The sequence below is a fragment of the Bacillus benzoevorans genome (genome assembly GCF_014207535.1).
Classification (GTDB): domain Bacteria; phylum Bacillota; class Bacilli; order Bacillales; family Cytobacillaceae; genus Bacillus_BD; species Bacillus_BD benzoevorans.
On the sequence record NZ_JACHGK010000005.1, the window covers coordinates 153,369 to 167,008 of the forward strand.

The 13,640-nt window shown below is 42.4% G+C and carries 12 protein-coding genes; 4 read left to right on the plus strand and 8 right to left on the minus strand.

The genetic code is table 11. From position 1 onward, the window contains the following. Positions 1–23: 23 nt before the first annotated feature. The 3 genes from HNR53_RS09445 to HNR53_RS09455 form a co-directional block, all read right to left on the minus strand. Positions 24–1,481 (minus strand): DUF4153 domain-containing protein, encoded by a 1,458-nt coding sequence (locus HNR53_RS09445; RefSeq protein WP_184525243.1) that lies wholly within the window; start codon positions 1,479–1,481, stop codon positions 24–26. Positions 1,482–1,614: 133 nt separating this feature from the next. After that, entirely contained in the window at positions 1,615–2,253 is a 639-nt protein-coding gene (locus HNR53_RS09450; protein ID WP_184525245.1) for a DUF1700 domain-containing protein, read from the minus strand. Next, complete coding sequence (locus HNR53_RS09455) at positions 2,234–2,581, minus strand: PadR family transcriptional regulator (RefSeq protein WP_184525247.1); 348 nt, start codon at positions 2,579–2,581, stop codon at positions 2,234–2,236. Before HNR53_RS09455 ends, HNR53_RS09450 begins: the two co-directional genes overlap by 20 nt. A 396-nt stretch (positions 2,582–2,977) precedes the next feature. Here HNR53_RS09455 and HNR53_RS09460 point away from each other — a divergent pair, with 396 nt between their 5' ends. From HNR53_RS09460 to HNR53_RS09475, 4 genes are all read left to right on the plus strand, one after another. Further along, positions 2,978–3,775, plus strand: a complete 798-nt coding sequence (locus HNR53_RS09460; RefSeq protein ID WP_184525249.1) for an NUDIX hydrolase — start codon at positions 2,978–2,980, stop codon at positions 3,773–3,775. Between the two features lie 168 nt (positions 3,776–3,943). Next, complete coding sequence (gene nadD, locus HNR53_RS09465) at positions 3,944–4,549, plus strand: nicotinate (nicotinamide) nucleotide adenylyltransferase (RefSeq protein WP_184525251.1); 606 nt, start codon at positions 3,944–3,946, stop codon at positions 4,547–4,549. 118 nt (positions 4,550–4,667) lie between these two features. After that, positions 4,668–5,555: an ADP-ribosylglycohydrolase family protein gene (locus HNR53_RS09470; protein WP_184525253.1), complete on the plus strand. Its 888-nt coding sequence runs from the start codon at positions 4,668–4,670 to the stop codon at positions 5,553–5,555. A gap of 111 nt (positions 5,556–5,666) precedes the next feature. After that, positions 5,667–6,089, plus strand: a complete 423-nt coding sequence (locus HNR53_RS09475; RefSeq protein ID WP_184525255.1) for a universal stress protein — start codon at positions 5,667–5,669, stop codon at positions 6,087–6,089. A 62-nt stretch (positions 6,090–6,151) separates the two neighbouring features. On the opposite strand, the gene narI is transcribed toward HNR53_RS09475, so the two are convergent. The 5 genes from narI to HNR53_RS09500 all read right to left on the minus strand — a co-directional run bounded on the left by narI (position 6,152) and on the right by HNR53_RS09500 (position 13,563). Next, positions 6,152–6,841 (minus strand): respiratory nitrate reductase subunit gamma, encoded by a 690-nt coding sequence (gene narI, locus HNR53_RS09480; protein ID WP_184525257.1) that lies wholly within the window; start codon positions 6,839–6,841, stop codon positions 6,152–6,154. Continuing rightward, positions 6,834–7,394 carry a nitrate reductase molybdenum cofactor assembly chaperone gene (gene narJ, locus HNR53_RS09485; protein WP_184525259.1) on the minus strand — a complete coding sequence of 187 codons (561 nt, stop codon included), beginning with the start codon at positions 7,392–7,394 and terminating at the stop codon, positions 6,834–6,836. The genes narI and narJ overlap by 8 nt, the downstream gene beginning before the upstream one ends. A gap of 71 nt (positions 7,395–7,465) precedes the next feature. Beyond that, the gene (gene narH, locus HNR53_RS09490) at positions 7,466–8,932 is read right to left on the minus strand and encodes a nitrate reductase subunit beta (RefSeq protein WP_184525261.1); all 1,467 of its coding nucleotides are present in this window, start codon (positions 8,930–8,932) and stop codon (positions 7,466–7,468) included. Beyond that, complete coding sequence (locus HNR53_RS09495; protein WP_184525263.1) at positions 8,922–12,602, minus strand: nitrate reductase subunit alpha; 3,681 nt, start codon at positions 12,600–12,602, stop codon at positions 8,922–8,924. The genes narH and HNR53_RS09495 overlap by 11 nt, the downstream gene beginning before the upstream one ends. A gap of 259 nt (positions 12,603–12,861) precedes the next feature. Beyond that, on the minus strand, positions 12,862–13,563 hold the full coding sequence (locus HNR53_RS09500; protein ID WP_184525265.1) for a Crp/Fnr family transcriptional regulator: 702 nt from the start codon (positions 13,561–13,563) through the stop codon (positions 12,862–12,864). Positions 13,564–13,640 lie beyond the last annotated feature (77 nt).

Sequence of the window (13,640 nt, forward strand, 5' to 3'; positions counted from 1 at the left end):
AACTGGGCAGCTTTTGTAGCTTTTTAGAACTCTAACTCTTTCAGCTGTTCAACAGCTTTGCTTCTTGTGAAATTACGGGATTGCCACGCATCTCTTTTCAGCTGGACACTTTCCTTTTTTCGTTCCTTTAGCATATCCTTCAAACCGGGAATATCAGAATGCTTTTCATAAAGCTCAATTAGTCCGAGTACTCCAGATGCGGACAAGTTATTTAAATAGTGAATATCAATTTTTTCCGTCTGTTCATAGAGGGTTATATTCTGTTTGACGACAAATCTGTCAATATTTACGACATTGATGCCGGTATAATAGATAAGCGCTGCAATGAAATAAAAGTGAAACAACGACAGTTTCGTAAGCCAAATTTTAACAAGGGTATAAGCCAGTATCACCATCAAGAAAATCATAAAGGAGTGAGCCAACACTCTTGTAAAGGTAAAGCCATATGCTTCTTCATACATTGCCAAACGCATGAATGCTGATACGAGCAATACTCCACTCGATAATACAAGAACAGTCAAAGCGAGATTGACTGCTTTTTGTAAAAAGTCATGGATATTTTTGGTCCATTGAATCGCGGCAGTAGTAACGCTGAGATTAATCAATGTGACGAAGAGCAGTTCGAAAAAACCACGGCGGGCATATTCGGCAAACGTGTAGCCGTCACTAAGCGTACCGCTGAAGAAATACTTAAATTGCACGGCAACAAACAAAAGATAAACCAAATCCAAAAGGAGCAGGAAAGTCAGAGCGATGATTCCATCCAGCGTGAATGAAGGAACAGCTTCTCCGTCTGGTTTAAGTGGATTTATTTTTTGCAGCAATGTCTGCATATAGCCAAAGAAAAGGAAAGTACAAATTAGAACGATTGCTGCACGAAAAATATATTCGGGCTGCACGCTGATTTGATTGGGGATTCCTCTTAACAGTCTTTCAAACTGAGTATCTGCTGAAATTAATAGTTTCAGGATGACCAATAGGAAAGGGAGGGAGATGGCAATCCCAATGAAAACCTTCTTCCAAACATCGTTACGCTTTCCATTCCCGTTTCGGACTAAATGCCGGATTATTGTTTTGGCAAAACCTGCGCTGTAGAAAAAACTTCTGCCGATCCGGAGAATCGTATAATAAAAGAAAGACAATCGATTCCAATGATATCCCTTTGGCGCTGTGATTAATGCCAGATGAAAGATTACAAGTGCCGGAATGATCAAAATATTTAAGAAGTAAAACAAGACGGTATCATACAAATAATAGCCTGCCGCCAACAGCCAGATGGAAATCAATACAAGCCAGCCAAAGCGCTGGTGGGAGAACGAAAAGGTGCGGAATCGCCAGAAAAATACAACATAAAAGACAACAATAAAAACAAAGAAAGAGATTCCAATTTGCTCGCGGAAGAAAGCCTCTTCGGCAGTAATTCCCGTCACCAGGCACAGCAGTAAAAATATCCAATCTGTTTTTTCCAATTTCATTTCCATGTTCAAACCTCCATTAATATCGTTATTCTTTATATATAGTAATTCTAGGTATATGAAGAAAAAATAAAAGAATTTTATAGTTTGTATCAAGATAATAGTATATAGAATTTCTATGTATATGGATAAAAAAAGCTCATATAGAAGCTTTTTTTCCCCATCTGTAGCTGATAAGGCAAAGTGGATATAACAGAACTGTCAACACAATGCACAGAACGATAAAAGTTTCGGTCAGTAATGGATAGAACCATGCATGAGGTATGATCTGGAATACAGTTAAACCCATCAGTGTCAAATTTGGAATTAATGCCAGCAGAAAGGTCCTTTTCAATATCCTTTTTCCTTTGTGACCGAACCCTCGGCCAATTTCATAACCGAGCAATGCCCAAAAAGCCATGTAGATAAAAGCAATCACAATCGGAATCGAAGTTAACTGATCCCAAAGCTCTTTCAACCAGTCCCAATCCAATAGATTATGAGCTAGAGTGAGGATGGCGCCGCTCGTAAATAATAGGATATTCACCGCAATAAACAGCCATTTCATATTGCTTGGAGTAACAGACAGCTCTTCTTTCCATAAATCAGCAATCTCAGCGGGTGTGCCAAGCCTTAAATAGATTTGGCTGCGAACATCCGCTTCAGCCCCCTCCAAATGAAGCTCGGCCAGCAATTCATTCAAATGAGCATCATATTCCTGTAAAATGACATCTTTCTCCTGATGATCCTCTAGAAACTGTGAAAGCTCTCCTAAAAACTCATTCTTCAGCCGTTCCATGTTTTTTTCTCCCCATTACCTTGTTCATGACAGAAACAAAGTCGTGCCATTCCTGGGTTCTTTCCTGAAGCATTTCTCTGCCTGCCTCTGTAATCCGATAATATTTTCTCGCTGGCCCTTTTTCCTGCTCCTGCCAATAGAATTCTATATACTCCTGCTTCTCGAGCTTATGGAGGGCAGGATAAAGTGTGCCTTCCTTAAAGGAAAATTCATTGCCGCTGCGTTTCTCCAGCTCTTTGACAATCTCGTATCCGTACATATCGCGTTCATCGAGCAGCTGCAGGAGCAAAAGAGATGTACTTCCTTTCACCAATTCACGGTTAAACATTTCATCACCTACCTAGAAATATTAGGTACATAGAAATTCTACAATATAAAATAAAAAATGTAAAGTACTCGATCAAAAATATTGAAGCATGAGGGCGGACCCGTACCATGCGAAATAATATGAAAGTTTTACAATGTGCTAAATACACAGTAAGAGCAAAGAAATCCATCCTTCGCCCGCTTTATATCATTTACCATAAAGGAGTCCCCGAACGCAGGCAAGAGAATGATTCAAACTCAAGGGGAAACAGAGCTGATCAAATAAGCATTGGAAAAAAATGCTTGCTATTCATTCAACAAATCTTTATAATGTGATTAACGATTAATGATTAACAATATGTTAATTGAAATATCAATCAAATTCAGTTTTTTCCATTATTGAAAGCAGGTGCAATCTTTGGAAAAGTATTCTTCAGAAGAAATCTTAAAGCATTATGATTCTAGCAAATATTGTACCCCAGATGGGTATACATCCGATATTGCTGTATTCACTATTATATCGGAAGAAATTGGACCCCATAAGCCGCCGAAAAAAATCTTAAAGCTAATGCTGATTAAACGGGCTTCTCTGGATCAGGAAGGAAATCCGAATATGGAAGGAGGCAAATGGGCTCTTCCTGGAGGATTTGTTCAGCCTGATGAAACCGCCTATGTCGCAGCCTTGAGAGAGCTGGAAGAAGAAACAGGTGTGAACGACTTAAAAATCAAGCATTTTGGTGTATATGATAAAATGGGCCGGGATCAAAGAGGCTGGATTATTTCAAATGCCCACTACGCCATCGTCCCGGAAAATGTATTAGCGCAAAGAAGGGCCGCAGATGATGCAGCTGAAGTAGAGTTATTTGATATGGATGAAGTATTTCGCCTCGATTTAGCCTTTGATCACAGGAAAATAATTGAAGATGCCCTTTGGTATATTAGAAAAGATATGTCGATCACAACCTTAGCGAAAAACTTCCTTGCAGAAGAATTCGTGTTGTCAGATCTGCAAGGGGTGCTGATGACGGTACTGGATGAACCATGGATTAAGTTGGATGCGCAGTTTTTTCGTAAGGCACCATCACTGCCATTTATCGAAAAAGTGACCGTGAATGGAGATTTGAAAAAGACGAATAGATGGTCAAAAGGAAATGCCCAGCTGTATCGGTTTAATGATTATGAGCCATTTGTTTCAATTTATAATGCAAAATATTAAAAACCCCTCCAGCATGGAGCAGGTTTCCGCTCTGGGAAAAAAAGTCTGCAGAATTGTCCAATTGATAAACAATAAAACAGAGGGTAATGATATGACATTAGAGGATGGAAATCCAAATGCAGAGGAAAAACTGAAAATAATTAAGCCTAAATGAGAAAGGATGACAATATGGCTAAATATGGCGTATTTGGTTCAGCCTGTGATCCCATTACCATTGGACATCTAGTAACAATGGATATCGTAATGGATAGGCGAAATCTGGATGGGATGATTTTAGTGCCCTCTTCGGACAAACGCCGGGATAAGGATCGGATTTTAACTACAAATCAACACCGTTTGGAAATGGTGAAGCTGGCGGTGGCGGATAATGATAAAATTCAAGTCAATACCATTGAAATGGATGCTGTCGGGTGGGAGACCTATACATTTGAGACCATGAGAAAACTGAAGGAACAATTTCCAAATGATGAACTGTTATTCGTAATGGGCGCAGATAACCTAGTGCATGTAACAAAGTGGCACAAAGGGAAGGAACTGATTGAAACAAACAGGTTTCTCGTCATGGGGCGGGAAGGCTACGATATGTCGGATATCATTGCCAAGGATTCCTTTCTCATCAAGCATGAAGATCGTTTCGACTGCCTCAGTAAAGGAGTCAATATTGAAACGAGTTCTACATTAATTCGTTCCCGCATCCGCGATGGTTTAAGTGTCCGTTATTTAGTTCCCCAGGCGGCACTGGAATATGCTTTGAAGTACGAGCTGTATAAGTAAGACTTGCTGTCAATAAATATGTGAAATCCTCACATTTTGCTAGGAATTTCATTTACAATATAAGTGATAAGTTGCTTTTTTATTTCACTCTGGACAATATGGGAAATGAGGTTTATTCATGTTAAATAAAATAAAAGGAGCACTTTTTGGTGTGGCAATTGGGGATGCATTGGGCGGCACAACGGAATTTTTAACAAAAGAAGAGATAGAAAGAAGACACGGCGTGCTGCGGGACGTTAGCGGCGGCGGATGCTGGGGATTAGAAAAAGGTGAAACAACGGATGATACGGCGATGACGATGGCTGTTGCTAAAGGGATCCTGCAAAATCCTGAGGAGCCAATCGAAGCAATTGGGAAGGAATTCTTAACCTGGTATGATTCACGCCCAAAGGATATTGGAATCATTATCAGTACCGTTTTAGGAACCTTTAATGGCAATTGGTTTGAGACAGCTAAACATGCTCATTTTGAATATCTCAATGGTATGTCCGCCGGAAACGGGTCCTTAATGCGTTGTTTGCCGGCGGCCCTTGCCTATCCTTCTATCGAAAAAGTAGAGGAAGTCACAAAGCAGCTATCGAAAATGACTCATTATGACTCTTTGGCCGAAGAAGCCTGTGTCATCTACAATCGCATTGCCTTTCAAGTCCTGCATGGACAAGATTTAAAAGAAGCTATTGTTGCCGAAATAGAGAATACTCCTTATGCGGCTGCATTATTAAAAGAAAAACCAGCATGCACTCCGGATGGTTTTGTCGTTCATACGATGATGTGGGTCCTATACTGGCTGCTGAACAGCGAAACCTTCTCTGATGTTGTGATTGGAGCGGCAAATGAAGGATACGATACCGATACCGTTGCTGCGATAGCCGGTGGATTAGCTGGACTGCAGTGCGGCTATGAAAAATTGCCCCTGCATTTCATCGATGCCATATTGGTAAAAGAGGAATTAGTGGAATTAGCAAAACAATTAGGGCATTTACAGCAAAATGGGAACATTGTGTGAAATATAAAAGTAAATGATCGAATGAGTGCACATCTCATTCGTTCTTTCATATAGAGAAAGATTATAATAGATATATGGATGTCAATACATATATAAAAGGAGATGTGCATCATGTTGTTTTCCCATATTCTTGTTCCCTATGACGGCTCTGAATTAGCGGAAAAATCATTGGAAAAGGCCATCGATTTTGCAAATTTAGATCCAGATACAAAAATAACGGTCCTACATGTGGTAGAGTTTCCGCCAAAAACCTATCAATATGATTTTTACGATAAAATTAAAGAATCTATTTTAGAAGATGCTGAGAAAACACTCCGACCGGCAAAATTTGATTTAGGGCAAATTCCGAATTCTTCAGAAGTGATCATCAAAGAGGGACTTTCCTATAAAGTAATATTGGAAGCCGCGAATGAACGGCAATGTGATCTGATCATTATGGGCAGCCGCGGCTTAAGCGGCATTAAAGAGTTCCTCGGCAGTGTCAGTCATACGGTAACACAGCAGGCAGACATTCCAGTCCTGCTAATGAAATAAGGCGAACATAGACAAAACCCCCGGTTTATAGATATCTCGACGGGGGTCTCTCAACATGCTTATTAAAGATTATCCTGTTTCGGCATACGCTTTCTGTAAATCACATAGCTGCGTGACAGATAGCGGACAGGCAAACTGAAGACATGAACCAGACGGGTAAAGGGCCATGCTGTAAAAAGTCCGAAAACAGCCAGCAAATGGATTTTAAACCAAAGCGGAACATCTGCCATCAGGCTTGCGTCCGGACGAAAGGTTAAAACTCCTCTTAACCACGGACCAATCGTCGTACGATAATCGAACCCATGTGAATCGACATTTAAAAAGGTCGCAGACATACCAGAGAGAATGACGATGGTAAGAAAGAAAAGTGATGCCCAGTCTCCTTTTGAACTGGTCCTTGCCAATCTGCGAACGGTCATTCGGCGGTAATAGAGAATCATGACCCCGGCAGTTGCGGCAAGACCGGCTGGAATCCCGCCGATAAGAGCGATCGTATGGTATTGATGCTCGGATACCCCCAATGCTTCATACACTTCAATGGGAATTAACAAACCCATGACATGACCGCCGAAGACAAAGATCAGTCCAAAGTGGAAGAGATTACTGCCGACACGGAGCAGTCTTTTTTCTAGGAGTTCACTTGATTTTGAAGACCAGCCAAATTGATCATGCTGATAACGATAAATATGACCGGCAATAAAGATGGTCAGAATAATATAGGGAAGAACAATCCAGAGAAACTGCTCAAACATAATGGAACACCTCGCTATTCATCGCTCTGATCCCGGTTCTCTCAAGAGTTTGCAGGATTGCCTGAAAGATATGACCGTACAGGTTATCATTCGGATTTAAATGCCCGGCAATTTCTGCAATGCTTTTCATATACCGTGTGAAGACCGGCTCCATTTCAGCAACTTCAACCTGACTGGCGAATTCCAGCACAATCGGAAGATAGTCCGGCAATTCTTTATCCGTTACATGAAACCCATGCATTTTATAATAATTTTTTAGAAAAAGAAGATCCATTCCTCGTTCGCGCTGCTCACCGCCCGCCATATAGGAAACATAGAGATTGGTTTTTTTTCCAAAATCAAATGTTGTAATATACGTTGAGACGAGGCTGGGAAGGGACTGATTTTTTGCTTTCAGACAAAATTGCTCTAGTTCATGCTGAATCTCCGGAAAGGGAGTTGTGTCCAATTCCGCTTTGACCTCGTCAAGGGATTCAACAAAAGCTTCGTCAGGATAGTTTAATAAATAGGAGCATAGCTGAAAGATTGGTTGAATTTGAACGTCTGTCATCATTTCATCTACTTTCGTTTTTTATAGAATAGGGAGGGACTGGCTTTTTCGTTTTATACCAATCCCGCAGTCTGCTATAATGTCCCGCAGGAACCGGGTCCGCCTGCGAAGGCAAGTCCGCAGCTTCCTTGTTCATCATATAAATCAGCCACTTCTTCACGGTGTGATGCTGGAATGACAAAGCGATCGTGATACTTGGCAATGGCCAGCAAACGGTACATGTCACGCACTTCCTGCTCGGTTAATCCTAATTTCTCCATGACAGCTGTATCAGGTTTTTTATTCGTTTGTACGCTTCTCATATACGTTCTCATGACGGCCATTTTTTTCAATACTGTACGGATATGTGTTTCGTCACCGGCTGTCAAAAGATTGGCCAGGTATTGAATTGGAATTCGCATTTGTTCAATAGCAGGGAAGATGTCTTCCGCATTCGAAGAACTGCCAATGCCTTCAAACATATTCATGATTGGGCTCAATGGCGGAATATACCAAACCATTGGCAGTGTCCTGTATTCCGGATGAAGCGGCAGGGCGATTTTCCATTCGATAATCATTTTGTAAATGGGTGATTTTTGTGCAGCTTCGATCCATTCCATTGGAATGCCTTCTTTTTTCGCTTCGGCGATGACTTCCGGATCATGTGGGTCAAGAAATACATCCATTTGTGAATGATATAGATCTTTTTCATCTGCTAATGCGGCATCTTGAATCTTATCGGCATCATAAAGCATAACACCGAGATAACGGATCCGTCCGACGCAAGTTTCTGAACAAATCGTCGGCATTCCCGCCTCGATTCTTGGGAAGCAGAGCGTGCATTTTTCTGCTTTATTTGTCTGCCAGTTAAAGTAAACCTTCTTATAAGGGCAGGAGGAGACACAATGTCTCCAGGCACGGCAGGCATTTTGGTCCACTAAAACAATACCGTCTTCATCCCGTTTGTACATTGCGCCGGAAGGGCAGGCGCTGACACAAGCGGGATTCAAGCAGTGTTCACAAAGCCGCGGCAGGTACATCATAAATACATCTTCAAATTCCGTGCGGATTTTGTTTTCCATTTTCTCTACATTTGGATCCTTCAGTCCTGTTACATGGGCACCGGCTAAATCATCTTCCCAGTTCGGTCCCCAAAGAACCTCCATAAATTCACCAGTTAAAGCGGATTTTGGCCGTGCCACCGGTTGTGTTTTCCGTTCAGGGCTGTTTGTTAATGTTTCATAATCATAATTCCAAGGCTCATAATAGTCATCAATCGTTGGGAGATTTGGATTGTAAAATAACTGGAGCAGGCGATTCGTTTTCGAGCCCGATTTTAATTGCAGCCTGCCGTTTTTCACTTCCCAGCCGCCATGATAATGCTCCTGATCCTCCCATCGTTTTGGATAACCAATCCCTGGTTTCGTCTCCACATTGTTGAAATACATATATTCGGCACCCGGACGATTCGTCCAGGTGTTTTTACACGTTACGCTGCATGTATGGCAGCCGATACATTTGTCCAGGTTCATGACCATGCCGATATGCGCTTTAATCTTCAAGCCAGTCAACCTCCTTCAATTTACGGATGACAACATTTAAATCCCGTTGATTTCCTGTCGGTCCATAGTAGTTATAGCCGTAACTTAATTGTCCATAGCCGCCGATCATATGAGTTGGTTTAACATGGATGCGGGTCGGGCTGTTGTGCGTGCCGCCGCGGTTGTTTGTTAATTTTGTTCCCGGTACATTAATATGACGATCCTGGGCATGGTGCATAAAGGCCATCCCGCGTGGAATTCTATGTGAGACAACAGCTCGTGCCACAACGACCCCATTGCGGTTAAATACTTCAATCCAGTCGTTATCGGCAATGTCGGCATCAAGGGCATCATCTTTATTCATCCAAACCGTCGGACCGCCGCGGAAGAGCGTCAGCATCGGCTGAGAATCGAAATACATGCTGTGAATCGACCATTTATTATGCGGTGTTAAATAGTTCAATGTAATTTCTTTTCCTTCCACTTCCGGGCGCTTATTTTTAAACGGCTTCGGCTGTAAAATCGGTTTAAAGGTCGCCATAGACTCGCCAAATTCCTGCATCATCGCATGATCGACATAGAATGACTGTCTGCCGGTTACGGTTCTCCATGGGATCAATCGTTCTACATTCGTTGTAAATGGTGAGTAACGGCGTCCATCCTTTTCTGAACCGCTGAATGCCGGAGAAGTGATAACCGTTTTGGGCTGTGCGGTAATCTGCTCAAAAGTGAAACATTCCTCTTCCCGTTCAGCAGCCAAGTCAACCAGTTCAAGGTCCGTTTTCTTTTCGAGCGCTTCCCATGCTTTTACGGCCATTTTTCCATTTGACGTTGAGGATAAGGTTAAAACAGCCTCTGATGCACTCTTAGCAGATTCAATGCTTGGGCAGCCATTGGCAAAACCACCGCGAATCTCTCCGAGTACTTTCCTCAGTTTTTCGTATTCATCTGCAGCGGACCAAGAAATGCCTTTAATGCCATATGGTGCGTTTTTGACATTGGGTCCCAATGAAATCATTTTTTCGTAAATGAGCTTATAATCTCTTTCAACGACCTGCAGCTGCGGCATCGTTTTCCCAGGTACCGGTTCGCATTCACCTTTGCTCCAATCTTTGATAGCCCCGAGCGGCTGTGCCATTTCCTGCTTCGTGTCATGCAGCAGGGGAGAAGGGAAAACTTCTTTCACCGGTTCCAGGTTCAGTTCCTGAGCCATGTCGGAAACGGTTTTCGCAAGCGACTTGAAAATATCCCAGTCTGAACGGGCCTCCCAAGGGGAAGAAATAGCCGGATTGAACGGATGGATAAATGGATGCATATCCGTACTATTCAAATCATGCTTTTCGTACCATGTGGCCGTCGGCAGAATGATATCGGAATAAAGCGCAGTCCCGCTCATCCGGAAATCGAGGTTAATTAATAAATCAAGTTTGCCTTCAGGTGCTTCATCATGCCATTTTACTTCTTCCGGGCGGAGACTATCGTGATCTTCATTCAATAATCCGTTCGTGGTGCCTAATAAATGCTTTAAGAAATACTCATGCCCCTTGCCTGAACTTGAGATTAAGTTTGCGCGCCAGACAAATAGATTTCTTGGGAAGTTGACAGGATTATCAGGGTCTTCAATCGCAAACTGCAGATCGCGTTTCTTTAACCTTTCAGCAATATACTCTCCGATTTCAGCAGGGGACTGGGCACCTGCAAGAGCTGCTTTCTGATATAAGTCAATCCCATTCTCATTAAAAGCAGGATAGGAAGGGAGCCAGCCGAGACGTGCTGCTAAAACATTATAATCAGCATAATGCTCATAGCGCGCTTTATCATAAATCGGTGAAATATGCTCGCTTACCGGCTGCTCTTCATAGCGCCATTGATCCGTTGTGAAATAGAAGAAAGAGGTTCCGTTTTGCAGCTTGGCATTAGCCCCCCAATCTTTTGCAGTGGCAATCGTCTGCCAGCCTTCTGCCGGACGCAGTTTTTCCTGACCGACATAATGGGCCCATCCTCCTCCGTTTACTCCCTGTGCACCGGTAAACAGGACAAGGTTTAATACCGCGCGGTAGATGGTATCGGAATTAAACCAATGATTGATCCCTGCTCCAACGATAATCATCGAGCGGCCATTTGTATCTAAGGCATTTTGCGCAAATTCACGGGCGATTTGAATAACAAGCTCCTTTTTCACGCCTGTGATTTTTTCCTGCCAGGCTGGTGTAAATGGTACGTCTGAATCAAGTGATGTGGCACACTCGCCGCCTAATCCGCGATCGACACCATAATTGGCAAGGGTCAAATCATATACGGTTGTCGTATAAAAAATCTCGCCATTGATTTCCACTACTTTCATTGGTACGCTGCGGTATAACACCTCATTACCGTCATGAGAGAAGTACGGAATTTTAACCGCGGCAATTTCTTCCTCAATTCCTTGAAACGAAAGTCTTGGCTCAAATGATTCTCCTGTTTCTTCATTGATCATTTTTAAATTCCATTTTGCTTTGTCTTCCCAGCGGGAACCCATTGTTCCATGCGGGATGACTAATCCTCCCGTTATCTCATCATAGAGAACGGGTTTAAACTCGCCGTTTCCCACTTCTTTACCAAGATCGGCCGCATTTAAAAAGCGGTCTGGAATAAAGGCATCACCGTCATTTTTCAATGTGACGACAAAAGGAAAGTCTGTATATTGCTTGGCGTAATTGATAAAATATTCATGCTGATGCTCTATATAAAATTCCTTCAATATGACATGACCCATTGCCATCGCCAGCGCACCGTCTGTTCCTTGCTTCACTTTCATCCAATCATCGGAAAACTTAGTTGATTCGGCATAGTCCGGGCTTACAGAGACGACCTTTGTCCCGCGGTAGCGGACTTCAGCAAGAAAATGAGCATCCGGTGTCCGCGTCTGCGGGACGTTGGAGCCCCATGTCAGAATATAGCCGGAATTAAACCAATCACTGCTTTCCGGAACATCCGTTTGATCTCCCCAAATTTGCGGTGAAGCGGGAGGGAGGTCGGCATACCAGTCATAAAAGCTCAGCATCGGTCCGCCCATTAAAGCCATAAAACGGGAGCCTGCGGCATAGCTCAGCATCGACATGGCCGGGATAGGAGAGAAGCCGACATTCCTGTCTGGGCCGTATGTCTGCGCCGTATACAAAGTAGAAGCAGAAATAAGCTTCAGCACTTCGTCCCACTCAGCACGGACTAACCCGCCTTTGCCGCGTGCTTTCTTATAGGATTTTGCTTTATCCTGGTTTTCGACAATGCTTTTCCAGGCCTCTAGCGGATTCTTATGTTCCTTTAATGCTTCACGCCACATATTTAAGAGAATGCCGCGGACATAAGGATATTTCACACGAAGCGGGCTGTAGATATACCAGGAAAAACTAGCACCGCGTGGACAGCCGCGGGGTTCAAAATCCGGCATATCCGGTCCTGTTGATGGGTAATCTAGCTTTTGCCCCTCCCATGTCACAAGTCCATCTTTTACATAAATATTCCAGCTGCATGAGCCCGTACAGTTTACTCCGTGAGTAGAACGTACGACTTTATCGTGCTGCCAGCGATTTCGGTAAGCCTGTTCCCAGTCGCGATTTTCATAGGTTGTCTGACTGTGATTATTGGATTGTTTTTCAATCGGCGTTAAATATTTTAAACGATTAAGTAAAGGTGATCGTTTCTTTTTCATAGGAAATACTCCTTTTCTAAAATGGTCATACATTCAAAAGTTAGAAAATAACACTTCATTGCTTCTTTAAAAAACGAATCATGATTACGCTATCACTTTAACAATATGTACAGGGTAAAAACTGTGAAGTACTTCACACCGATTTTATTGTCACAAAATAGACATAAAAATATAGGGGATATCGCTTGTTTGAAAAATGATAGGAAATGGGGAGAAAAAAAGAGACTGAATGTCGATTCAGTCTCTTTTTGTAGATATTTTATTCAATGCTGCAATAGACAGCAGGACAATTTTCACAGCCAATTTCGTTCTTTAAATATTGCAGGTCATGGATCTTTATTTTCCCTTTTTCAAAAGAGACGACACCATCCCGCTTCAATTCATTTAAATAGCGGTTTGTACTTTCGCGTGATGTACCGCAGAAATCTCCCAATTGCTGGTTCGTGAGTGGAAGATCGATGAGAATTCCGTCTTCTTTTTGTACACCATAGCTGTTCGTCATCCGGATCAGCGTTGAAAATAATGCTCCTTTTTTTCCAGTTAGAAGCAAGTCGCGAAATTTCGTCTGCGTTTTGCGAAAATGATCACTCATCCATTTCATAAATTCATAGGCTAAGGCACCGTTATGGAAAATTTCCTTTTCAAGGACATCTTTGTTAATGACCGCCACTTCCCCTTCAGCAATCACATGCGCATTCAGCAGATAGCGCGGAGCATTGGTAAAGAGAGTTAATTCGCCACAAATATCATTTTCACCGCATATGCGTAAGGCCAGCTCGCGGCCTTCAGAAGTAATCTTGCTGATTTGCACTTTACCGGAAATGATCAAATAAAGTTCATTCGCTGCTTGCCCTTCCTGAAACAAATATTGGTTTTTCCCTGTTTTGATTGTTCTATCAGCAATACGAAGGAGTTCCTTAATCTCAATGGAGTGTGTTGGCTTAATCGAAGTTGGAGCCATATGAAATCACCCTTTATTTTTTCAATATAACGTTATCATATCATACTTAATCATGATTTTCTTTTTCCAGGAATGTG

Excerpts from the sequence above, each read along its gene's own strand:
- HNR53_RS09445 (WP_184525243.1), bottom strand. The coding sequence starts at position 1,481 with ATGGAAATGAAATTGGAAAAAACAGATTGGATATTTTTACTGCTGTGC.
- HNR53_RS09450 (WP_184525245.1), bottom strand. The coding sequence starts at position 2,253 with ATGGAACGGCTGAAGAATGAGTTTTTAGGAGAGCTTTCACAGTTTCTA.
- HNR53_RS09455 (WP_184525247.1), bottom strand. The coding sequence starts at position 2,581 with ATGTTTAACCGTGAATTGGTGAAAGGAAGTACATCTCTTTTGCTCCTG.
- nadD (WP_184525251.1), top strand. The coding sequence starts at position 3,944 with ATGGCTAAATATGGCGTATTTGGTTCAGCCTGTGATCCCATTACCATT.
- HNR53_RS09470 (WP_184525253.1), top strand. The coding sequence starts at position 4,668 with ATGTTAAATAAAATAAAAGGAGCACTTTTTGGTGTGGCAATTGGGGAT.
- HNR53_RS09475 (WP_184525255.1), top strand. The coding sequence starts at position 5,667 with ATGTTGTTTTCCCATATTCTTGTTCCCTATGACGGCTCTGAATTAGCG.
- narI (WP_184525257.1), bottom strand. The coding sequence starts at position 6,841 with ATGTTTGAGCAGTTTCTCTGGATTGTTCTTCCCTATATTATTCTGACC.
- narJ (WP_184525259.1), bottom strand. The coding sequence starts at position 7,394 with ATGATGACAGACGTTCAAATTCAACCAATCTTTCAGCTATGCTCCTAT.
- HNR53_RS09495 (WP_184525263.1), bottom strand. The coding sequence starts at position 12,602 with ATGAAAAAGAAACGATCACCTTTACTTAATCGTTTAAAATATTTAACG.
- HNR53_RS09500 (WP_184525265.1), bottom strand. The coding sequence starts at position 13,563 with ATGGCTCCAACTTCGATTAAGCCAACACACTCCATTGAGATTAAGGAA.